Here is a 21189-nt window from a genome sequence, read left to right on the forward strand (position 1 = left end):
TTTCTGTCAAATATTATTAATTAAATATAACTCCCAGGGATGGGTAAGGTAAGCCATCATATCGGAGCTAATTTCGGTAGCAACGGTAAGCCTTTCTTCCTGCCTGGGCATGTGATAAGGCTGAAACTGTGAAAGCGCTTCCAGCTTATGCTCCAGCACCGATTTATTATCTAATTTCCAGAGATGTTTATCGTGCTGGTCCAGTTGAGCGATATGCTCTTTGGCTACCCAGGGTTTCATAGCATATTCTATCAGGTGCTCCACATAGGTTTCGTCTTGTAGTGCCCGTTGTGCAATACTCCATACCGCATGATGATCCTGCTGGCTATCTGCTGTCCAGGGCAAAAGAACTGTATCAGGAATAAGATCATTAAGCTTGGCTTTAAACATCTTTACTGCTTCTTTGAAGCCCTCCTGCCCTACCTGAGGTACAGTGTAGTTTTGAGTATCCAGAAAAGTGATAGACTCCTGGCTAATTCCAAGCTTAGACAGGGCACAAATAGCTTCGTGGCAGCACTCCGGCTGAGAACACATCAATTGAAAGTTGTTACTAGCCTGGTATGCACCAAGATTATTGCACATAAAAACAACATGTACACGATATCCCATCTGCCTTAAAAGAGCAATTGCACCGCTACAACCAATAATTTCTTTATCAGGGCGACTTGCCACTACCAGCGTAGTGCCCCATTCGTAAACCGCAGAAACAGGCGGAACCTCTATACGCTCATGCAAATTACGCGTGTTTTTCTTTCCAGAAGCCATGGAACCTTATGGTTTTTATTATCATTTATTAAAACTATCTCGCATTCAATCTACAAAGGAGGGGCTGTCCTGAATTGTATTACTTCTATGGGTAGACCTAAAAAATCAAACAGTACAGGTAGGGCCAAAAAATGCTTAGAGGCATACCTTTCATAACTTAAGTTAATATTATTTTGGGATTAACAAAAAGTATCAATATAAAAAACCGCTTAATTCACTTAAATAAAAATACTTAGCGCTTCTGTTATTTTACATTAGGTATCAACTGCTTCCTGAGCAGGTTAAGCAAAGCCACATTAGTGAGTTTAATATTAAGCTCTCTATCTTTTGATAACATAAGTTTGTGAGTAACTATACTTTGTTCATCTGCTACGGCTATCCATACGGTGCCTACCGGCTTTTCGTCTGTACCACCACCAGGACCTGCAATACCACTACTTGCCAGGCCAAAGTCGGCATTCATCATTTTGCGAATGTTCTGTGCCATTTCTATCACAGTCTGCTCACTAACTGCTCCGTACTTTTCCAGAGTATCTGACTGAACATGCAACACCTCATTTTTAAATTGATTATGATAAGGCACCAGAGCTCCCTGAAAATAAGCAGAACTCCCCGCCCTACTAGTCAGGCGATGAGCTACATAGCCACCGGTACAGCTCTCTGCCAGAGCTACTGTTTTACCTTGTGCCAGCAGCATATCTCCTACTGCTTCTTCTAATGAAATATCACCCATACCAAACACATATTCCTCAATTTGAGGCAAAAGCTTATCTACTTCTGCCTGTACATCGGCTTTAAGCTGATCTAATTGCTCGCCTACAGCGGTAAGTCTGAGCTTTACGTTTCCAAAACTAGGCAGGTAAGCCAGTCGTATATGGGCGGGTAAATTATTTTCCCAGTCTTCAATTTTGTCAGATAACCACGACTCTCCAATGCCCACAGTTTGTATCATCTGATGAAAAATAACAGGAAGTGCGAATTTATCTTTTATACGAGGCAGTACCTGCTCTTCCATAATAGTCTTCATTTCATAAGGAACGCCGGGCATAGACACTACCACTTTGCCCTCTTTCTCAAACCACATGGCAGGAGCTGTACCCATACGATTGGTAATAATGGTACACCCATCGGGCAGGTCGGCCTGTTTTTCGTTGGTAGGTGTAATAGTCCGCCCCCTGCTCTCAAAAAGAGTTTTTATATGCATCAGACTTGCTTCGTCACGTTTCAGTTCCATACCAAAATAAGATGCTAAAGTATATTTGGTAAGATCATCTTTGGTAGGACCTAACCCACCCGTAATCAGAATAATATCGGCACGACGAGAGGCATCATCCAGGGCACTTATAATTTCCTCCGAGCTATCACCAATAGAAACCTTTCTAATTATTTTTATGCCCAATGCATTGAGCTTTTGACCCATCCAGTGGGTATTGGTATCCAATGTTTGCCCATAAAGAATTTCATCACCTATGGTAATTACTTCTGCGTAAACAATCTTCATGTATTGAGATTAAGTTAGTGTTGGAACAAAATTTGAAAACGTTAATTTATGAAGCATTTTAACATTCTAAATAAAAGCAATCGTATCAGGCGTATATTGTTTGCATTTGTACTATCGCCTGTACTGATCCTAAGCAGTTGTGATGTCCTTACTGGCATCCTCAATGACTATGGCACCGGCCCCGGGCTAACAAATTCTGAAATCACTCAGGGGCTGAAAGCCGCGCTTAAAGAAGGTGCCCAATTTGCCGGAGAGAACGCCTCTCAGACCAACGGATTTCTAGACAACCCTATTGTGGACATCCGGATACTTCTTCCTCCAGAGTTGAGAAAGGCGGAAAAAAATATCAGAAAAATACCTCTAGTTGGTGATAAACTGGTTGACGACCTGGTGGAATCCATGAACCGTGGAGCAGAGCGGGCAGCAAAAGAAGCAGCTCCAATTTTTGTAAATGCTATTACTTCCATGACTATCAACGATGCTGTAAATATTTTAAAAGGTCAGGATGATGCTGCTACCCAGTACCTGAAGAGAACTACTACTAAACAGCTTGCCGGTAAATTTGAACCAGAAATTAAAAAAGCCCTGGATGATGTAGGTGCATCCAGAGTGTACGGTAGCCTGAAAAATGGTATAGAGAAGTACAATAAAAGCCCCTTTTCCGATAAGCTGGATGTAGACCTTAAGCAGCTACCAGAACTTGAAGAATACGCGACAGATAAAGCACTTGAAGGCTTGTTTCGTTTGGTAGCCATTGAAGAAAAGAAAATACGCGATAATCCTTTTGACTATAGTCAACAGATCATCCGCAAGGTATTTGGTAGTGTACAAAACAGTCAGTCCTCCTCTTCAAACAGATATTGATTATAGGCATTTTGCAATTCACGAAGAGCCAGCGATTCCTGCTGGCTTTTTGCTTTTTCTATCCCAGTTAGGTAGGTCTGCTCTACTTTATCCTTCATTTCCAGATCCTGATATAAGTGAGCTGCATGATAATACGTAGCTACATAGTCCGGATGTTCATTCAGTAGTTTTTCAAAGTACGGCAAGGCTTTTTCCGCATCCTCTTTCTGATATTCCAGAGCAATGGCATAAAGTGTAAAAGGGTCGTTTGGCTCTTCCTTTAAAAAGCCAAAAAGTTGACGTAAACGCTCTTGTGACATTAGCTTTGCTGGTTTTTATTTCTTTGATTATTGCGTAACTTCACGCGACAATATGGGTTACATATTATATATTAGAAGTTTAGGTACCATTTTTTATGAAAATACTAGTTTGTATAACACACGTTCCCGATACCACTTCAAAAATAGCCTTTACAGACGACAATACGAAGTTTGATACGAACGGGGTACAGTATATCATTGGCCCTTATGACGATTATGCTTTAGCTCGTGCTGTAGAAATAAAAGAACAACAGGGTGGTAGCGTAACTTTACTTAATGTTGGCACGGCGGAGACTGAGCCCACCATTCGTAAGGGTCTTGCTATAGGTGCCGATGATGCTATAAGAATAAATGCAGAGCCTACAGACTCTTTCTTTGTTGCTGAGCAGATTGCCGCAATCGTTAAAGAAGGAAACTATGACCTGGTGCTTATGGGCCGCGAGTCTATTGACTACAATGGAGGGCAGGTACATGGCATGGTAGGAGAAATGGTAGGCTTACCCTCTATCTCTCCGGTAATGCAGCTGGATATTGAGGGCGACACGGCTAAACTAGCCCGTGAAATTGAAGGGGGCAAGGAGTCTCTGGAAGTAAAACTTCCCTTAATTGCCGGATGTCAGGAGCCTATCGCGGAATGGAAAATCCCCAATATGCGTGGTATTATGACAGCCCGTAAAAAACCCCTGGAGGTGAGAGAGCCAAGTTCCAGCAATAGCAAAACCAGCACTTTTAAGTATGAGCTTCCTCCACCGAAAGGCGAAGTAAAGATGATAGACCCTGAGCAGGTAGAGGAGCTGGTAAGAGCCTTAAAAAGTGACATCAAAGTGCTCTAGTTTTTAACTGTTAAATCAATTAGCATGTCAATATTAGTATTTGTAGAAAATGCTGAAGGTGCAATCAAAAAGACTTCACTGGAAGCGGTTTCATATGCTGCCGCACTGGCAGAAAATTTAGGCGAAAGCGAAGTAGTAGCTCTCTCTATAGGTACAGAAGTATCTGAAGGTACTCTGGCCTCTTTAGGTAAGCAAGGTGCTACTAAAGTATTAAATGTTGCTAAAGAAGAGCTGAATCAGGGAGTCACTCAGGCTTACGCTTCAGTAATTGCACAAGCGATAGAAAGCACTAATGCTCAGCATATTGTGCTTGCCAAATCTTCTTTGGGAGACCCTGTAGCAGCACGTGTAGCAATTAAAGTTAATGCTGCGCTTGCATCAAATGTGGTAGACTTACCAGACCTAAGCGATGGTTTTAAGGTAAAAAGAAGCATATATACTGGAAAAGCATTTGCCTGGATGACACTTAACAGCGACAGAAAAATTATCGCGATTAAGAAGAATGCGATAGAAGTTAAAGAAAGTGGCAACGATGCTCCGGTGGAAGCTTTTGATGCTTCAATTGACGAAGCAGACTTTAGTGCGAAAATCACCCATACCGATAAGGCTGAAGGAGATGTATTATTACCAGAAGCAGATATAGTAGTCTCCGGGGGTAGAGGTATGAAGGGGCCGGAAAACTGGGGTATGCTTGAAGACCTTGCCAAAACTTTGGGTGCTGCCACTGGTTGTAGTAAGCCTGTGTCTGACATGAACTGGCGCCCTCATCATGAGCACGTAGGCCAGACTGGTGTAAAAGTAAGCCCTACCCTATATATTGCAGTGGGTATTTCTGGTGCTATTCAACACCTGGCGGGTGTTAACTCTTCCAAATACATTGTAGTAATTAACCAAGACCCGGAAGCACCTTTCTTTAAAGCTGCTGACTATGGCATTGTGGGCGATGCATTTGAAATAGTACCAAAGTTAACCGAGGCTATCAAAGCTTCATAAAAACAAGCGATTTATTGTGGATAAAATTGAGTTAGAAATTTTAGGGCTATCTTCTAGTCAATCTCAATCTGGATCATTTGCTTTGGTGTTGGGAGAAACTATTGGCAATCGTAGGCTGCCAATTATTATTGGTATGTTTGAGGCTCAAGCCATTGCTATAGAGATTGAAAAAATTGCTCCTAACCGGCCCATGACCCATGATCTCTTCAAATCTTTCGCTCAAAGCTTTAATTATACTGTGGAGGAAATAGTAATTTCCGATCTGAAAGAAGGGGTGTTTTTTGCTAAGATCGTTTGTAGTGATGGAGGACGCAGTGTAGAAATTGACGCTCGCCCTTCTGATGCTATAGCCATTGGTCTTCGCTTTGGCGTACCTATATTTACCTTTGAAAGCGTGCTTTCTGAGGCGGGCATAGTACTTACCGACGAAGAAGAAGGCGAAAAAGAAAGCACATCAACTGCCTCTGAGGAAGAAAAGGTTGCTGCTAACAAACCTTTTAAAGAGCAGTTGAAAGATCTGAATTTTGATCGCTTGCAAACCCTTTTAGATGAAGCTTTGAAGAACGAAGATTATGAAAAGGCAGCTCATATTAGAGATGAAATGAACCGTAGAAATTAAATAGGTTTCACCATAAATAAGTTAAAAGCCTCCCGAACGTACTTGGGAGGTTTTTTTTGTATTGTATTTACCCTTAGTTTTGCCCCGGTATGGACTATCTACGCGGAATCATTGGCATTGCCACTCTGGTAGGCATTGCTTTTCTTTTGTCAAAAAATAAAAAGGCGATCAACTGGCGTCTGGTAATTACAGGTATAGTATTGCAGCTGCTGGCCGGCATCCTTATACTTAGGGTCCCCTTTATTGCCGCAATATTTAAAAAAGTAAGCGAAGGATTTGTCAAATTTCTAAGCTTCTCCCAGGAGGGTGCTGCCTTTCTTTTTGGAGGTCTGGTAGATGAAACATCCTTTGGTTTTATCTTTGCCTTTCAGGTACTGCCCACTATTATCTTTTTTTCTACCGTATCGGCAGGTCTGTATTATTTGGGCATATTACAAAAATTAGTGTATGGCATCGCCTGGATTATGGCCCGTACTATGCGGCTATCGGGTGCAGAAAGCCTTTCTGCGGCTGGCAACATCTTTCTAGGGCAAACTGAAGCTCCACTTCTTGTTAAGCCTTATATCTCTCGTATGACCTATTCAGAACTGATGTGCCTGATGACCGGGGGTATGGCTACAATTGCAGGAGGGGTATTGGCTGGATATGTCGCATTTTTAGGTGGAGATGATCCTGTAGAACGTACCAGATTCGCCGCCTACCTTCTAAGTGCTTCTATAATGAATGCACCTGCTGCTATTGTAATCGCCAAAATACTGATTCCGGAAACTAACAAAGAGGCCATTGATACCAATCTTAAAGTAGCAGATGAAGAAATGGGTGTAAACCTGATTGACGCCCTCTCTCGTGGTGCATCAGATGGTTTGCGTCTCTCAGTCAATGTTGGGGCTATGCTATTAGCGTTTATTGCCGTAATTGCTGCACTTAACTTTTTGCTGAAAGACGTTTTCGGAGATATTACACACCTGAATCAGTGGGTTGTCAGCTCTACAGGAGGCGAATTTGATGGTTTTTCTCTGGAGTACATATTAGGTCAGATTTTTAGAGTGCTTGCTTACATTATGGGTGTTGCCTGGGAAGAAGCACTGGAAGTAGGAAGCCTCTTAGGACAAAAAACCGTAATCAATGAGTTTGTCGCTTACCTGAGCATGTCAGAAATGAAAGCGGATGGAATTATTAATGGCAAAGCACTGGTAGTAGCCACCTACGCACTCTGCGGTTTTTCTAATTTTTCTTCTATTGCCATACAGATCGGAGGCATCGGAAGTCTGGCACCTAACCAGCAATCTAACTTGTCCAAACTGGGCCTTTGGGCGCTACTGGCTGCCACTATCGCCTGCATGATGACAGGTACAGTCGCAGGTATGCTGGTAGACTATTAACAAAAGTCAGCACGATTAATCTAAAAGAGCTGGGTTATAGCTATTAGCAAAGCTTTCACCTTTACCGAAAAGTAGAGCGAAATAATAATTTGGTATACTATTTACTATTACTAAATGGGTATTTAGGCACTCCTGGGTGAAGCATTCTTATGATCTTTTTCAACAAATTAGCCTTCTACATAGCTAATTTTTAAGTTGAAAATGCTACTCCCCTATAACTTTCCAGGCCTTTAAATGAAAACAGAGTGCTTCTTTCAACGTTTTTTTGGTATGGACGAAAAAAGTTTACGCAGAAAGTGGTCATTCAGAATAAACGGACAAAAGCAAGTACTGATAAAAAGAGCAGAAGAAAAATCAACTCATGTGTTGATGAAAATTTTTCTTGCCAAGCTCTACCATCCTTTCTATAAGGATATTAAAATTGAAGTCAAGTACAGCAAAGAAAAGCGATATAAGCCAGATTTGTTGGCACTTTCTCCAACCGGAGAAGCACTATTCTGGGGTGAGTGCGGTGAGGTTGGCGAAGATAAAATTATTAGCCTGATACAAAAATACCGCGATACTCATCTATGCTTTTCCAAATGGGCCATAAAACCCAACCATTTTGAAGGGATCATTGATAAAGCTCTTGCACAATTAAAAAAGAAAAGAAGCGCCCCTATAGATTTCATCAATTTTCAGGAAGAACATAAAGCCTATATAGAAGATGATGGTGAAGTAGGTATTGAGAAGGCAGAGCTGTACCGCAAACGATGGCATTGATGGCATTAGTACAGCTTAAGTTCAAGTTTTTTACGAGCAACCTTTCCAGGAAACAAAAGCACTGCCAGGCTTTACTAATTGCCGATTGGTTCAGAAACTTTGCTTAAGTTCTTATATTTGCGACTTATTGAATTATAAGTCAAGAATACATGAGCGATACGACTACTGCAAGCAACAAGCTGGGCCAGTTCATCCATGAGCTTCGCTGGAGAGGTATGATCCACGATATGGTCCCCGGTACAGAAGAGCAACTTAGCAAAGAAGTTACTACTGCATATATAGGCTTTGACCCTACCGCCCGTTCACTTCATATAGGTAACCTGGCTACCATTATGCTACTGAAGCATCTGCAACTGGCCGGACATAAACCTATTGCACTGGTAGGCGGTGCCACTGGTATGATCGGCGACCCCTCATTTAAAGCTGCGGAAAGAAAGTTTCTGGATGAGCAAACACTCAGAGAAAATCAGGATGGAATAAAAAAACAACTTGAAAAGTTTCTGGATTTCAATGAAGGTGAGAATGCCGCAGAGATTGTAAACAATTACGACTGGTTTCAGGGCATAGGCTTTCTTCAGTTTTTGAGAGAAGCAGGTAAGCACCTGACAATCAATTACATGATTGCTAAAGATTCTGTAAAGAAAAGATTGGAAACCGGACTTTCATTCACTGAGTTCTCATACCAGTTGCTTCAGGGCTACGATTTTTTCCATTTATACAAAACCAAAGGTGTTAAACTCCAGATGGGAGGTTCCGACCAATGGGGAAATATTACTACTGGTACAGAGTTTATTCGCCGCAAAGAAGGTGGTGAAGCTTATGCTTTAACTGCTCCTTTGGTAACCAAAGCTGATGGCACCAAGTTCGGAAAATCAGAGGGTGGCAATATCTGGCTAGACCCTGAGTTTACCTCACCTTACAAGTTTTACCAGTTCTGGCTTAATGTAGCGGACGATGATACCTCGCGACTCTTGCGCGTATTTACGCTTCTTTCTGAAGATGAGATTAAAGAACTGGAAAGTAATCCTAATCCGAACGAGGCTAAAAAAGCACTGGCCAAAGACATTACTATAAGAGTACATTCAGAGGAAGAATACCAAAAAGCGGTTAAAGCATCTAGTATTCTCTTTGGTAAATCTACCCTGGATGATCTTAATGATATTGACGAAAAAACATTACTGGAAGTCTTTGAAGGTGTGCCACAGAAAGAAATCAGCCGATCTGAGTATGATTCTGCCAGCAATGTATTAGAGCTTTTGGCAGATGCGGCACAAGACCTGGTTTTCTCTTCCAAAGGAGAAGCGCGTCGTATGATTAAGCAGGGAGGCGTGAGCATCAATAAGCAAAAGATAGAAAAAGAAGATGACGCTCCTGATTTTCAATTGCTTCAGGGCAAATACCTGATAGTGCAGAGAGGCAAGAAGAACTATTACCTACTGAAGGTTCTTGCATAATGGCGGGTGTCCGTACTATAAAAATAACAGGACAGGATATTCATCAATATCTGGATAAGCTGGCTGCACTCAGAATAGAGGTATTTCGCCATTTTCCCTATCTCTACGATGGCAGCCAGGCTTATGAGAAAAAGTATCTGCAAACTTATGCAAAAGCGAATGGAAGCGCGATTATTCTTGCTACTGAGCAGGAAGAAGTAGTGGGCGCTTCCACTTGCATCCCTCTTTCCGAAGAAACCTCTGCCCTTAAGCAATCATTTAAAAACACTGCTTATAATATGGATGAGATAATGTTCTTCGGAGAGTCTGTACTCAAAGAAACCTATCGGGGAAGAGGTATAGGGGTAGAATTTTTTCGGCAAAGAGAAGGCCACGCCCGACAGCTTGAAAAAAAATATGCTACCTTCTGTGCGGTACAGCGCACTTCCAACCATCCACTTCGTCCGGCAGGTTATCAGTCCCTCCATAATTTCTGGAAAAAAAGAGGGTATACGCCCCTACCCCAGGTCAGCACACAAATGGAATGGAAAGACGTAGATCAAAGCGAAGAAAGTAGCAAAACGCTTAATTTCTGGATAAAAAAGTTAGTATAGCCCACTATTTAGTAAACGCCTTGCTCAGGATATTTGGCAGTTTTGGTTCTGTAAAATTTTTTAATTTCTTCTATATCTTTTTCCTTGTCTCCGGTAGGCTGAAATACTGCTCCTATCCCCGCTTCCTTTTCCTTATAGTCCAGATAACCTATTACTATAGGTACATTAGCACGTTGAGCAGTAAAATAAAAGCCAGACTTCCATTTTTTGGCGTATTTTCTAGTGCCTTCGGGGGTCACGAGAATAATGAGATGGTCTCTTTCATCAAAAAGCTGCACCATTTTATCAACAGTACTGGTACGACTGATTCCTTTAGGATTTCGGTTAATAGGAATAGCCCCCAGGGGATTCAGGATCAGGCTTAGTGGAAACCTAACCCATTCTTTTTTAATAGTGAACTTTACCGGTACTCTTAGGATATAAAGTGCAGCTCTAGCGTATACGAAGTCCCAGTTACTGGTATGCGGCCCTGCTACCATCACCGCTTTTTTAATGTCTTTAGGTATGTACGACTTGGCTTTCCAGCCAGTGATTTTGAAAATGATGAGCGCAATAATTCTTAACATTCCGAAATATAAAAACTTTAATTGTCTAAACTGAGCTACATGTCAAAATGTGCCGCAAGGTAGCAAATAGAAATAAACTTGCTGATTAAAACAGCTTGAAAAGTGATAAACGCACTTTTTTTGCTTTATTTAAAAAGCTATACGGATGATATTACTAATTTTTTCTAATTAACCTCCTATTCTATGAAACGTAGTATTTCCTTTCTTTCATTAATAGTATTGTTTTTTATGAGTTGCGAAGGCCCTACTGGTCCCGAAGGCCCTCCCGGCCCCCAAGGTCAGGATGGTATTGATGGCTTTAATATAGTAGGGTCTGTTTTGGAAATTGAGACAGACTTTAACCCCTCTAATGATTATCTGGTAAGGTTTGAGTTTCCTCCTGATGAGGTTGAAGTACTAGAGTCTGATATTGTCTTAGTGTACCTCCTTTGGGATGTTACAGAGGATAGTAATGGAGACCCCTTACCAATATGGAGACTATTACCTCAAAATGTCTTTTTTGATAATGGAACAGTGCTTCAATATAACTATGATAACACTTTTCTGGATGTACAGATATTTTTGGAAGGAAGTGTAGACTTAAGTACACTTGGCAATGAATGGACGCAGGATCAGATCTTTAGAATAGTGGTAGTACCTGCTGATTTTGTTAATAATGCCAGAATAGATATAGACTATAGTGACTACTATGAAGTTGTCCGCACCTTTAAATTAGAAGATAGCCATCTCAAGAAATAAACTAATGCTCCCCTGCCCTAATCTCAGGGGAGTAAATTTTTTGAGCTGTTACTGAAAACTACGCTAGTAGTTTAACGATATCTTCTTCTCTACTTAAGGCATATTCATAACCTAAGTTGAATATTTCCTTAGACTTCCTGATATCCATCACTTTAATCTTTTTTAAGCCAGGGGGCTCCAGATATAAGTCGCAATCTCCAATATTGTGGTAGCTATTAGCATTGATAGCCAGCAGAAACGTGCGCTCAAACATAGTTTTTACGTTGCTCACTTTAAATGACTCGTCTACCGGATTAGAGTGCATGCCAATGATAGTTACATTCTTTGCAAGTAAGGGTTGAGTAGGAAAATTATTAAGTACCCCCCCATCAATAAACAAGTCTCCATCCACCTTTACAGGGTCAAACATCACGGGTATACAGGAAGATGCCATTAAAGGCGCTAAAAGTGGCCCATCATTAAAGTATACACTTTTGCCTTTGCAAAGGTCGGTAGCACAAACGTAAAGAGGGATACTTAACTTACTGAAATGGGTGGGCAGGTATTTACTAAAAACCTCAGCCAGGGCATCCATTCTTAGCAATCCGGTTTTGCTGATTGCCGGTTTAAAAAATTTAAGAAGACTAAGTTCAGAAACGATTTCCAGAATCTCTTCAGGGCTATAATTGTTACCTAAGAGCGCACCGGCAATTGCTCCTGAGCTACTTCCGGAAACTATATCTATATGAATTCCGAACTCATGCAAGGCCTTAATCATGCCCAGATGTGCTACACCTCGGGCTCCTCCTCCGGATAACACTAAGCCAAACTTCATCTTACAAAAGCCAGGGGCAGTGGTTATTTAACCACGCCCATAGCTGTAAATTTGTTGATTCTTTGTTCTATTCTTTTGTCAGTAGTAAGCTTATTGAGCTCTTTCAAACTGGCCTGAATATATTTTTTTATGGTAGCGCTCTGTACTTTCAGGTCGGTATGCGCACCTCCAAGTGGTTCCTCAATAATACCATCTACCAGCTTGAAGTGCTTCATATCTTCGGCAGTCAGTTTCATAGCTTCGGCAGCCTGCTCTTTGTACTCCCAGCTCCTCCAAAGGATAGTAGAGCAGTTTTCTGGTGAGATTACTGAATACCAGGTATTCTCAAGCATAAATACTTTATCTCCGATAGCAATACCCAAAGCACCACCAGAAGCACCTTCGCCAATTACGATACAGATTACAGGCACCTTAAGCATAAACATCTCTTTCAGGTTGCGAGCAATCGCTTCGCCCTGGCCTCTTTCTTCAGCTTCTAGCCCTGGGTATGCACCTGGAGTGTCTATGAGGGTCACAATCGGTTTATTGAACTTCTCAGCGATCTTCATCAGGCGTAAAGCTTTACGATAGCCTTCCGGATTAGGCATACCAAAGTTACGCTCCTGGCGCTGCTTGGTATTTCTACCTTTCTGGTGGCCGATGAACATGACTGTCTGGCCATCCATATTACCCAATCCACCCACCAGGGCTTTATCATCTTTTACTGAGCGGTCGCCATGCAGCTCTACGAAATCTGAGCACAGCTCATAAATATAGTCCAGTGTATAAGGACGGTCACTGTGTCTAGAGATTTGTACTCTTTGCCAGCGGGTGAGGTTCTGGAATGTTTCCTTCTTCAAGGTGATAATTTTTTCTTCCAGAGATTTGATAGCTTCCGAGACGTCTACATCACTCTCATCTGCCATCTGCCTCATGTCGGCTAATTTATTCTCTAGTTCCACAATGGGCTTTTCAAATTCTAACAGCATAGGTATCCATTGATTATTGAGCAAAACTAATTCTTATTAGAGTATTTACCAAAAGTAAAACTGTGCACTTGGCGAGAAGGGGTAAACAGAAAAAAAATTGAAAAATTTTTCAGCAGGCCATTGTATTTAAAAAGTTCGCTCTTATCTTTGCATCACCAAAACGGGAAAGAGATACGCTCTGAACCGATAAAAACTTAAAGGTCTGGTAGTTCAGCTGGTTAGAATGCCTGCCTGTCACGCAGGAGGTCGCGGGTTCGAGTCCCGTCCAGACCGCTTTAAAAGATTTTTAGTCTTATAAAAGCCTTAGATTTATATCTCAGGCTTTTTTTTTGCTCTTTGCTTTTCTGATAACACCTCTTGGTAAACTCAAAACTGTTTACCATTTCGTTCACCAAAACTAATTACTGTTTACCGGTATTTCTACCTAATTATACTTTCTAGGTTGACACGCACTTCTTATATGTTACCTTGATTTAGTTTCTCCTTGATGAAAGACATTATTCTATGAAAGTCTCGTTTTGGCTTGCAGGAAGTAAGCTGAATCGGGCGGGTTTAGCTCCGATATTCGCTAAGATCACTGTCAAGGGAAAAAAGCCTGTCAATATCTCTACTGGTCTTACCATTGAACCTGACCGCTGGCAACCTGGCGGTTTTGGCTACATTAAAGGTCCCAGCGGAAATAAAAAAAGGCATTATGCTCCCGACAAACTCTCTAAGGCGTACAATGAAAAATTGTTGAATGTAAGAGCCCAACTTCAAGGCATTTATAATGACTTAGAGCGGCAAGGAAAAGCCATTTCTGCCAAACTTATCAAAGATCTTTATACTGGTGCACACCTAAGTACCATAACACTTAAGTCTGCCATGCTGCGATTTATTGAGGATAAGAAAAAGGAAGGCAAGAAAAACACTTATATCAAGACTCTTCTGGTACGATATAAAGCAGCCATAAAATATCTCAATAAGAGTAAGAAAATGGATCTACAACTTTGCGAAGTCTCTGTAGCTTTTCTCTCAAGAGTGGAAGATTATTTCAAACTTGAGAAACGATTTGATCAAAGTACCATCAACAAAATCCTGAACCTGATCAAATCCACTACTGATTATGGAGTGCGTCAGGAATGGATTGATCATAATCCTTTATCATCTCATAAAAACAGCAAGCTAATCAGAAAACCAAAGGTTTACCTTTCTCCTTATGAAGTTGATCTCATAAACAATCATAATTTTGCGAGTCAGCGGCTTCAAAGGATCGCTCATCTATTCCTTTTCCAATGCTATACTGGTCTTGCTTTCGTAGATCTATTACGTTTTGAAAAATCCTGGCTCCGTAATGGAATAGACGGTAGATATTGGATCTTTACTGACCGTCAAAAAGTACAAGCCAGCACATGTAGAATTCCACTATTCAAAACTGCTGCAGAGGTATTGGAAAAGTTGGAATGGAGAATTGATCCCATAAGCAATGGTAATTACAATGCATACTTGAAAGAAATTGCTGTGATTTGTGGAATTGAGAAGAATTTAACTTCTCACGTAGCAAGAAAAACTTTTGGCAATCTGCTGCTTGACCAAAATGTTTCTCTGGAAGTAGTTAGCAGTTTATACGGTCATAGTAGCACCAAAACCACGTTAACCTATTACGTAGATATATCAGAGAAAAGAATTGCCAGTGAGACCACAAATATCAATCTTTAATCAATTCTAAAAAAAGGTAAATTATTATTTACCTTTTTTTGTTAAGTTTACGTGAATGAAGTGTTCAGAATTATTTAGGATTCTCAAGAAGGATGGCCCCCATGGAATGGCTGGTATCCTATTTCCCAGAAAGGCTCTCATGTAAAAATGAAGCACCCTACTAAAGAGGGAATTATCATTTTTCCTAATCATGGAAGCCAGGAAATGGGTAAAGGACTAGCGGACGTCGCACAGAAAAGAAAATCTTAAAAGATGCCGGATTAAAATGAAAAAGCTAAGAAAAAAAATACCGATAGTAGTAGAAAAAACCAATACGGGATTTTCTGCATATGCTAAGGACTATCCTATTTATACTACGGGAAAGTCAGTGGCTGATTTGTTAGGTAACACTGTTGAAGCGGTAAACTTTTACTTTGAGGAAGAAGGGTATGTTGCTGATGCTTCAAACATACAGTTTGAAATCGACTGGCAGCACTTTTTTCAGGAGTATAAAATCATCAATGCTAATCTGCTTGCCCAACGCATTGGCGTAAATGCCTCATTACTTTCTCAGTATGCTAAAGGCAAAAAAACGCCTTCTCCAAAGCAACAAAGAAAAATTTTAGATGGCATCCACCAAATCGGGCAGGAATTAGCTGAGATGAATCTCATACTAAGATGAAAATTGAAGTAGAAGAGATGCCGTCCCTGCTTCCTCAAGAAGGTGTGTTTATTTTTAAATGTTGTGCTTTATTATGATAAAACAGAAAGATATATACGTCATTACTTTCATATTCTTGCTTTGTACGAGTTGCAACAAGAAGTATGAATCACTTGAGGAACAAGTAATTAATGATGCACTGAATGCTTTTTTGTTAAAATATCAGATAGACTTTACAAATGTTCCTCCGCCTGAATCTATTAATGTTCTTAAAAGCAAAGTAGCTAAAGATACTGCCAATTTAGGAGTTTATGTTTCTGATGCACTTCTTCCCATCGCACAATTTAAGGAGGATAATAAGTGGATGTTTTCAGAGGAATTATCTAATAATCCTAAGTTCAAGGAGATAGTAAATTCTAGAAAATTTGAGGAGTTGTCTTATAGAGAATTTAATAAAGAAAGATTGAATATCATAGATCCATATGTACAACTTCCCGAATCAAATAATAGGATTAGATCTGATAAACAATACTCGATATTTTCTTTTTCAAGAGTTTGTTTTGATGAAGGAATGGAAAATGCTGTACTGGTAATTCATTATGAAAGAGGATTTGAAACAGGTAGTATGAGTGGATATTATGGGGCATTACTTATTGAAAAAAGAGGAGAAAATTGGGAAATTGTAGAGAGATAAACAAAGCATAACAAAGGCATAGCCACTATACTACGGCCGATGGCCTTGCCAGCGGCTATACTTGGCGTTACCACCAATAAATGAAAACCATCGCACTAAGAATATTTCACAAAAAATTATCTCAGTTAAACAATAGTTTTACTCATTACTCATTTGTGTGGAATCAGTTCAGTCTTGACTATTCAGAAATCTTGGAAAAAAGCCCCGATACTTTAACAAAGGACTATTTTGAGAACAACTCTTTCAAAAGAAAGCACAATATCAAATTTAATGAATTAGAAAAGGAGCATTCAAAAACAAATGAATTTTTAATTCAAGGTATATTTCTCTTGATTTATACTCACTTTGAAAGCTACCTTAAAGACATTTTAATATTTGCTCAACAGGTTAATAATAAGATTGAACCACTAGAGTCAAAAATCAAAGATTTTGAAAATGACTCTATGCTTATTGATAAAGTCTTTGTAGCCTTCCCATTTTTAGGACTGATATCAAATAGACTAATTCTCCAAATATATACAAAATTCATTCTGGTAGTTTTCATTCTTTGTTTGCTCTTTGAGATACTGAACAGGAGAAAGTTTGCTCAGGGAATCATGGCCTCTTATGAGGTTATAATCCTCAGCAAACTCTATGGTTTTCTCTCTGACAGTTTTTAGTGAATCAAAAAGGTAAGCATCCAGAATATCTCTTCTGTAGGTTCCATTAAACCTTTCAATGTAGCTATTCTGCATAGGCCTGCCTGGCTGGATGTAGCTCAATTCTATTTGCTGTTCTTGGCACCAATTCTTCAGTGCATTGGAAATAAACTCAGGGCCATTATCTGTTCGTATTCTTTGTGGTTTGCCTTTCCAGAAAATAGTCCTTTCAAGCACGCTGATAACCCTTTCAGCTGGTAGTGAGGTATCTACCTCAATAGCTAGTATCTCACGGTTAAAATCATCAATAAGATTAAAGGCTCTAAACTTTCTACCGCTTATCAAACTATCAGAGACAAAATCTGCAGACCATGTTTGATTGGGTTCTGTAGGGACTTCTAAAGGTTGTTTAACTCTAGCAGGTAGCCTCCTTTTTCGCTTTCTCTTCAAGTTCATTCCAATGGATTTATAGACTCGATACACACGTTTGTGGTTCCAGGGGTAACCTTGTTTCCTAAGTCTGTCAAACAGTTGCCAAAACCCTTCAGTAGGGTGCATGTCAGCTAATTGATTGAGTATATCAATTACCTCTTGATCGTCTTTTCGGCTTTGATAATAATATACTGATTTGGATAGGCCCAGAATCTTGCAAGCCCTGCCAACACCAACAGTAAAACGTTTTCTGATGATGTCAGCCTTCTCCCTTTTAATGCAGGGCTTTAGATCTTTCCCGACAGTACGTCTTTGAGTATTTGATGATCCAGACTTAAATCAGCAAACATCTGCTTTAGCCGTCTGTTTTCCTCTTCCAGCTCCTTCAGCTTTTTCAGTTCATTGGCTTCCATTCCTCCATACTTTTTCTTCCAGTTGTAGAGGGTGGATTTATGGATACCATATTCACGGCAGATGCTCTCTAGATCTCTGCCTGATTCATGTTCTTTCAGCGCTTTGACTATCTGCGCTTCTGATATTCTTCGTTTTTTCATCTTGACTGTTTAAATGTACAATTTTTGTCCTTTTTCAAACAGTCCTGTTTTTAGGGAAGCTTACATCTTTAATAGAGTTGATGTAAAAAAAGATCAACTACCACCCGAACTAATAGCTACTCTTGATTACATAAGACTTAAAAGAAACAGATTGATTCACAAGAATGTTAAAAATATTAGCAATTCCTTAAGCAACCTTATTAAATCTGAGGGGAAAACACTGAATAAATATTGGAACTCAAAATTACCAAGCGATTTGCAAGGCATTGATTTCAACAACAAGGACAATGCAAATGAACTCACTTTCAGTATAGTGATAGACATTATAAATGTTTTTAGAGGGATATCAAACGAAATTGACAAAGTAATTATAGAAAAGTTAACAGAGAATTTAATAATTGAAAAAGTGATTATTCCCAAATTTAAATACGACCTACGAAAAAAAATAAATGGAATTGGAAGAGAAAGAGTGATTTCAAAATTTGTTAAATATTGTCAATCTGAATATTCATTAGTGGTAAAGGATGAACAAATTGAATTACTAAAATGCAGCATAGTTTAATGGTAAAACACCCCCTCGGAGAACAAAATATTCGTTTCTTGTCCAAGGGGCGACTGAGGTTCGATTCCTCATGCTGCACTTAATATATATTAATTATGATAATAAGAACTCCAAATGATGATTGTCTTTTATGCCAGAAAAATAAAGCCACAAAGAAAAATTCTCACATTGCTTCTAAATTCTTAGGAAAATCAATATTAGGAAAGACTGGTCCTAGAAAAGGTTATATATTAGACTCTTCAAAACCTCATGTTAAACCAAGAGTATTTCAAGATAGCCCTAAAGAGAGCTATATTCTTTGCCCTGATTGTGAAAAGTATCTTGAATGTTTGGAAACTTATGTTGCTGAGAATTTTACAAAAAGATTGTTGAATGAAAGATTTAATAAGAATTTTGAATACAAAATGAATGAGGGAGGTGTTGAATACGCAATTTGCAAAAATCTGAACAACAAACTTTTTAGGCTTTTTATTATTTCACTTTTTTGGCGGGGTAGTATATCAAATGAAGAGCCTTTTACATCTTTCAATATTAGTGAGCAAGATAAATTGAGAGTCGTTTTACAAGAATCTAATTCTACTGATATTCAAGCTATAAAATTAAAAAAACCTCATGCTAATTTGCATGAATTTCAAATAGTTGTCATGAGGTCAAAAAACAGTCATGATCCTACAGGAAATTTTTTCTATGCAAATGGGGAAAATGATAATTTATATCAACTTATATTGAACGAATATAAATTCTTCATTTCATTGGAATCGAATTCTGCACTTCAAAAATTCCAATTCTTAAACAATGTAGGGAATACGAATTTCATAATTGGACTTCTTCCTGATCAAACTTGGCGTAAGTTACGAAAGGGACTGATTGACTTAGCAACAAAAAAATCATTGGATAACGCAAAAAAGATGGGTGTAAAGCCTTGGAATTTATAATAAAAAGCTAGTAATATTCTTTATGTAATCATAGCTAAAAACTTATACATTCACAATAGATATAACTATCGTGTAAGAACCACAATACCAGCAGGCACCAATGTAAAAATTCCCCAGGTGATCCAGAACCACCTTCTTTCCTGCTTATTTCTGAAAATATAGCGAGTCCGGTACCTGATCTTCTTTTCCTGAGTTCCAGTTCCATCCAGATATTCATCATACTTCACCTTGAAGTCATTGAGAGACTCTTGGGTACGAATCAATTCTATTTGATTATTTAGTAGCTTCTTTTGTAGGAGATCCGCTTTTTGGTAAAGCTCGTCCAACTGAGCTATCTGAAACCTCAATTCAGCAAACAAGCTGTCATTCTGCTGCTGTAGGGCTGCAAATCTACTTTTGAATTTATCGTACTTATCCAGATCCTTTAATAGGAGATGATAAGTAGTTTTGTCAATCAGGATATCACTTTTCTTGATCTGCCCGGATAGGTTAGGAGTAATCGCTACTCTTTCAACGCTCAGGCTATCATTGCTTTGAGCGATAGCGTTTTGACAGGTCACTGCGCTCAAGATACTGCATAATAACAGATAAGCTATCCATGGCCCGTTCATAGCTTTGAATAAGATGCTTTTGATGATGCAAAAGAGAGTCCCGCTGAGTGATAGTCGTTTGTAGTTTACCATTGACACTAATTAAAGATGTGATAAGTGAATCCTGCTCCTGCACATGCATTTCAATGCGCCTGATCTGTATCTGCTGTTCTTCCTGCTTTTTTAGCGCGAGTGTGATCGTAACCCACACGATTGCCATCACGATTATTCCTAAAATCAATCCCTTATTCATCCTTGTGCTGATTATTCCTGACTGAAAATCCTAAGTCAGCTATTAGCTGTCTCAATAGATGGGTGTCATTATTTCTCATGGCATTGTTGATATCTTTTAGCCTTTCGTCCACCTGCTTGGCATATTGCTGGACAGAGACTTCTACTTTGACCTGGTCTTTGTAGCAATCCTGTATTGCCTGGTTTTTGGTTTCCAGCTTTTGCATGTACCACCAAATCAAGCCCCCAAGCACCATCAATAAAAAGCAAAGGAAAAACACCAGAAAGCCCTGCTCTTTGCTGGTTTCCATTAGCACATTAGCGGCCGTCGCTACAGGAGCTTCTATTACCTGAAGTATGATCATAATTGAATCGCTTCACTTTCTAAATCCTGTAGTCTTACTGATACTTGAGCAAATCGCTCAGTACCTGCACTATCTCGTACATAGATGGTGTAATCTCTGGCAGAAAGGTTCTCAAATACATTATTTTGCTGATAGCTATTATTGTCCAGTTTGTACTCATAAGGCCCCACTCCATTGATAACTGTCACTGTAATAGTACCATCCCTGTTAGCAATCAACTGCTGTTGGCCTTCTACTTCCTGAGTGGTTTGAGTTTCATCAGTAATTTCGGTGCTGAACTGTACCGGTTGCACAAATTCCCCTACCCTATTGAAAGGCCTGTAACCTTGATGAGGATCTGCTTTGTTACCTGCTAGTTCAGGTAACCTTGCACATAACCCATTCAGGCTTTGAAAGGCAGCAAAATAGCCATAGCTAACAGTTGAGGGAAGAAATGTATGATAAAAGGTAGCAACATTAGGCTCATCGTAAGCGTCAGCATAGCTCTTTAGCACTTCTCCATTACTGGGCCTGGTGAGAGCATAAGAATAGCTGACCTTGATTTTTTTATTGAAGGGTATGGGGTAACCTTTAATCTTGTAACGGTTAAGCAATCCATCAGCATCCAGATACTCAATGCGCCAATCCGTTTCATCATCCACAAAGTCTGCATATACATGGACATCCAGTTCATTAATCTTATAAGTAATCATAGCTTCT

The 21189-nt window shown here is 39.6% G+C and carries 26 protein-coding genes and 2 tRNA genes; 17 read left to right on the forward strand and 11 right to left on the reverse strand.

All coding sequences use genetic code 11. From position 1 onward, the window contains the following. Positions 1 to 6: 6 nt before the first annotated feature. Positions 7 to 765 carry a PIG-L deacetylase family protein gene (locus PZB74_RS20465; RefSeq protein WP_302239094.1) on the reverse strand — a complete coding sequence of 253 codons (759 nt, stop codon included), beginning with the start codon at positions 763 to 765 and terminating at the stop codon, positions 7 to 9. Positions 766 to 1009: 244 nt separating this feature from the next. Continuing rightward, positions 1010 to 2266 carry a competence/damage-inducible protein A gene (locus PZB74_RS20470; protein ID WP_302239095.1) on the reverse strand — a complete coding sequence of 419 codons (1257 nt, stop codon included), beginning with the start codon at positions 2264 to 2266 and terminating at the stop codon, positions 1010 to 1012. A gap of 48 nt (positions 2267 to 2314) precedes the next feature. Here PZB74_RS20470 and PZB74_RS20475 point away from each other — a divergent pair, with 48 nt between their 5' ends. Beyond that, entirely contained in the window at positions 2315 to 3130 is an 816-nt protein-coding gene (locus PZB74_RS20475; protein WP_302239096.1) for a DUF4197 domain-containing protein, read from the forward strand. Here the strand turns inward: PZB74_RS20475 and PZB74_RS20480 are convergent. Continuing rightward, positions 3103 to 3429: a tetratricopeptide repeat protein gene (locus tag PZB74_RS20480; RefSeq protein ID WP_302239097.1), complete on the reverse strand. Its 327-nt coding sequence runs from the start codon at positions 3427 to 3429 to the stop codon at positions 3103 to 3105. The genes PZB74_RS20475 and PZB74_RS20480 overlap by 28 nt on opposite strands. Positions 3430 to 3524: 95 nt before the next feature. Here PZB74_RS20480 and PZB74_RS20485 point away from each other — a divergent pair, with 95 nt between their 5' ends. The 7 genes from PZB74_RS20485 to PZB74_RS20515 all read left to right on the forward strand — a co-directional run bounded on the left by PZB74_RS20485 (position 3525) and on the right by PZB74_RS20515 (position 10065). After that, entirely contained in the window at positions 3525 to 4262 is a 738-nt protein-coding gene (locus PZB74_RS20485; RefSeq protein ID WP_302239099.1) for an electron transfer flavoprotein subunit beta/FixA family protein, read from the forward strand. A gap of 24 nt (positions 4263 to 4286) precedes the next feature. Continuing rightward, entirely contained in the window at positions 4287 to 5255 is a 969-nt protein-coding gene (locus tag PZB74_RS20490; RefSeq protein WP_302239101.1) for an electron transfer flavoprotein subunit alpha/FixB family protein, read from the forward strand. A gap of 16 nt (positions 5256 to 5271) precedes the next feature. Continuing rightward, positions 5272 to 5874, forward strand: coding sequence for a bifunctional nuclease family protein (locus PZB74_RS20495; RefSeq protein WP_302239102.1), 603 nt, complete (start codon positions 5272 to 5274; stop codon positions 5872 to 5874). Positions 5875 to 5963: 89 nt separating this feature from the next. Next, positions 5964 to 7256, forward strand: a complete 1293-nt coding sequence (locus PZB74_RS20500; RefSeq protein ID WP_302239104.1) for a NupC/NupG family nucleoside CNT transporter — start codon at positions 5964 to 5966, stop codon at positions 7254 to 7256. 270 nt (positions 7257 to 7526) lie between these two features. Beyond that, on the forward strand, positions 7527 to 8018 hold the full coding sequence (locus PZB74_RS20505) for a hypothetical protein (RefSeq protein WP_302239105.1): 492 nt from the start codon (positions 7527 to 7529) through the stop codon (positions 8016 to 8018). Between the two features lie 149 nt (positions 8019 to 8167). Continuing rightward, positions 8168 to 9472: a tyrosine--tRNA ligase gene (gene tyrS / locus PZB74_RS20510; RefSeq protein ID WP_302239107.1), complete on the forward strand. Its 1305-nt coding sequence runs from the start codon at positions 8168 to 8170 to the stop codon at positions 9470 to 9472. Then, entirely contained in the window at positions 9472 to 10065 is a 594-nt protein-coding gene (locus PZB74_RS20515; RefSeq protein WP_302239109.1) for a GNAT family N-acetyltransferase, read from the forward strand. Before tyrS ends, PZB74_RS20515 begins: the two co-directional genes overlap by 1 nt. An 8-nt stretch (positions 10066 to 10073) precedes the next feature. Here PZB74_RS20515 and PZB74_RS20520 read toward each other — a convergent pair whose 3' ends face one another. Then, complete coding sequence (locus PZB74_RS20520; RefSeq protein ID WP_302239110.1) at positions 10074 to 10631, reverse strand: 1-acyl-sn-glycerol-3-phosphate acyltransferase; 558 nt, start codon at positions 10629 to 10631, stop codon at positions 10074 to 10076. Positions 10632 to 10814: 183 nt separating this feature from the next. On the opposite strand from PZB74_RS20520, the gene PZB74_RS20525 reads away from it, so the two are divergent. Continuing rightward, a complete protein-coding gene (locus PZB74_RS20525) occupies positions 10815 to 11369 on the forward strand; it encodes a hypothetical protein (RefSeq protein ID WP_302239111.1) in 555 nt (184 codons plus the stop codon). Between the two features lie 58 nt (positions 11370 to 11427). Here the strand turns inward: PZB74_RS20525 and PZB74_RS20530 are convergent, their stop codons facing one another. Both PZB74_RS20530 and PZB74_RS20535 read right to left on the reverse strand, forming a co-directional pair. Beyond that, entirely contained in the window at positions 11428 to 12183 is a 756-nt protein-coding gene (locus PZB74_RS20530) for a patatin-like phospholipase family protein (RefSeq protein ID WP_302239113.1), read from the reverse strand. 23 nt (positions 12184 to 12206) lie between these two features. Beyond that, on the reverse strand, positions 12207 to 13151 hold the full coding sequence (locus PZB74_RS20535; protein WP_302239114.1) for an acetyl-CoA carboxylase carboxyltransferase subunit alpha: 945 nt from the start codon (positions 13149 to 13151) through the stop codon (positions 12207 to 12209). Positions 13152 to 13350: 199 nt separating this feature from the next. Here PZB74_RS20535 and PZB74_RS20540 point away from each other — a divergent pair. From PZB74_RS20540 to PZB74_RS20560, 5 genes are all read left to right on the forward strand, one after another. Continuing rightward, a tRNA-Asp gene (locus PZB74_RS20540) sits at positions 13351 to 13424 on the forward strand. 231 nt (positions 13425 to 13655) lie between these two features. Next, positions 13656 to 14849: a site-specific integrase gene (locus tag PZB74_RS20545; RefSeq protein WP_302239115.1), complete on the forward strand. Its 1194-nt coding sequence runs from the start codon at positions 13656 to 13658 to the stop codon at positions 14847 to 14849. Between the two features lie 147 nt (positions 14850 to 14996). Continuing rightward, on the forward strand, positions 14997 to 15098 hold the full coding sequence (locus tag PZB74_RS20550) for a type II toxin-antitoxin system HicA family toxin (protein ID WP_302239116.1): 102 nt from the start codon (positions 14997 to 14999) through the stop codon (positions 15096 to 15098). Between the two features lie 16 nt (positions 15099 to 15114). After that, on the forward strand, positions 15115 to 15510 hold the full coding sequence (locus PZB74_RS20555) for a helix-turn-helix domain-containing protein (protein ID WP_277477208.1): 396 nt from the start codon (positions 15115 to 15117) through the stop codon (positions 15508 to 15510). 73 nt (positions 15511 to 15583) lie between these two features. Beyond that, on the forward strand, positions 15584 to 16183 hold the full coding sequence (locus PZB74_RS20560) for a hypothetical protein (RefSeq protein ID WP_302239117.1): 600 nt from the start codon (positions 15584 to 15586) through the stop codon (positions 16181 to 16183). Between the two features lie 500 nt (positions 16184 to 16683). Here the strand turns inward: PZB74_RS20560 and PZB74_RS20565 are convergent. Beyond that, positions 16684 to 17807 (reverse strand): IS3 family transposase gene (locus PZB74_RS20565; protein WP_302239119.1). Its coding sequence is split into 2 segments (ribosomal slippage): positions 16684 to 17552 and positions 17552 to 17807, totalling 1125 coding nucleotides; the frame shifts between segments, so codons are not numbered across the junction. 13 nt (positions 17808 to 17820) lie between these two features. Here PZB74_RS20565 and PZB74_RS20570 point away from each other — a divergent pair. The 3 genes from PZB74_RS20570 to PZB74_RS20580 all read left to right on the forward strand — a co-directional run bounded on the left by PZB74_RS20570 (position 17821) and on the right by PZB74_RS20580 (position 19304). Next, positions 17821 to 18369: a hypothetical protein gene (locus PZB74_RS20570; RefSeq protein WP_302239121.1), complete on the forward strand. Its 549-nt coding sequence runs from the start codon at positions 17821 to 17823 to the stop codon at positions 18367 to 18369. After that, positions 18355 to 18448: transfer RNA gene (locus PZB74_RS20575), tRNA-OTHER, on the forward strand. Before PZB74_RS20570 ends, PZB74_RS20575 begins: the two co-directional genes overlap by 15 nt. A 16-nt stretch (positions 18449 to 18464) precedes the next feature. Next, a complete protein-coding gene (locus PZB74_RS20580) occupies positions 18465 to 19304 on the forward strand; it encodes a hypothetical protein (protein ID WP_302239123.1) in 840 nt (279 codons plus the stop codon). A gap of 65 nt (positions 19305 to 19369) precedes the next feature. Here PZB74_RS20580 and PZB74_RS20585 read toward each other — a convergent pair whose 3' ends face one another. The 4 genes from PZB74_RS20585 to PZB74_RS20600 are packed head-to-tail and all read right to left on the reverse strand — an operon-like array spanning position 19370 to position 21182. Beyond that, positions 19370 to 19873 carry a hypothetical protein gene (locus PZB74_RS20585; RefSeq protein ID WP_302239125.1) on the reverse strand — a complete coding sequence of 168 codons (504 nt, stop codon included), beginning with the start codon at positions 19871 to 19873 and terminating at the stop codon, positions 19370 to 19372. Continuing rightward, entirely contained in the window at positions 19830 to 20147 is a 318-nt protein-coding gene (locus PZB74_RS20590) for a hypothetical protein (protein ID WP_302239127.1), read from the reverse strand. The genes PZB74_RS20585 and PZB74_RS20590 overlap by 44 nt, the downstream gene beginning before the upstream one ends. Continuing rightward, positions 20140 to 20490: a hypothetical protein gene (locus PZB74_RS20595; RefSeq protein ID WP_302239128.1), complete on the reverse strand. Its 351-nt coding sequence runs from the start codon at positions 20488 to 20490 to the stop codon at positions 20140 to 20142. The genes PZB74_RS20590 and PZB74_RS20595 overlap by 8 nt, the downstream gene beginning before the upstream one ends. Beyond that, positions 20487 to 21182 (reverse strand): SprB repeat-containing protein, encoded by a 696-nt coding sequence (locus PZB74_RS20600; protein WP_302239129.1) that lies wholly within the window; start codon positions 21180 to 21182, stop codon positions 20487 to 20489. The genes PZB74_RS20595 and PZB74_RS20600 overlap by 4 nt, the downstream gene beginning before the upstream one ends. Positions 21183 to 21189 lie beyond the last annotated feature (7 nt).

The organism is Porifericola rhodea (assembly GCF_030506305.1).
In the GTDB taxonomy this organism is placed as follows: domain Bacteria; phylum Bacteroidota; class Bacteroidia; order Cytophagales; family Cyclobacteriaceae; genus Catalinimonas; species Catalinimonas rhodea.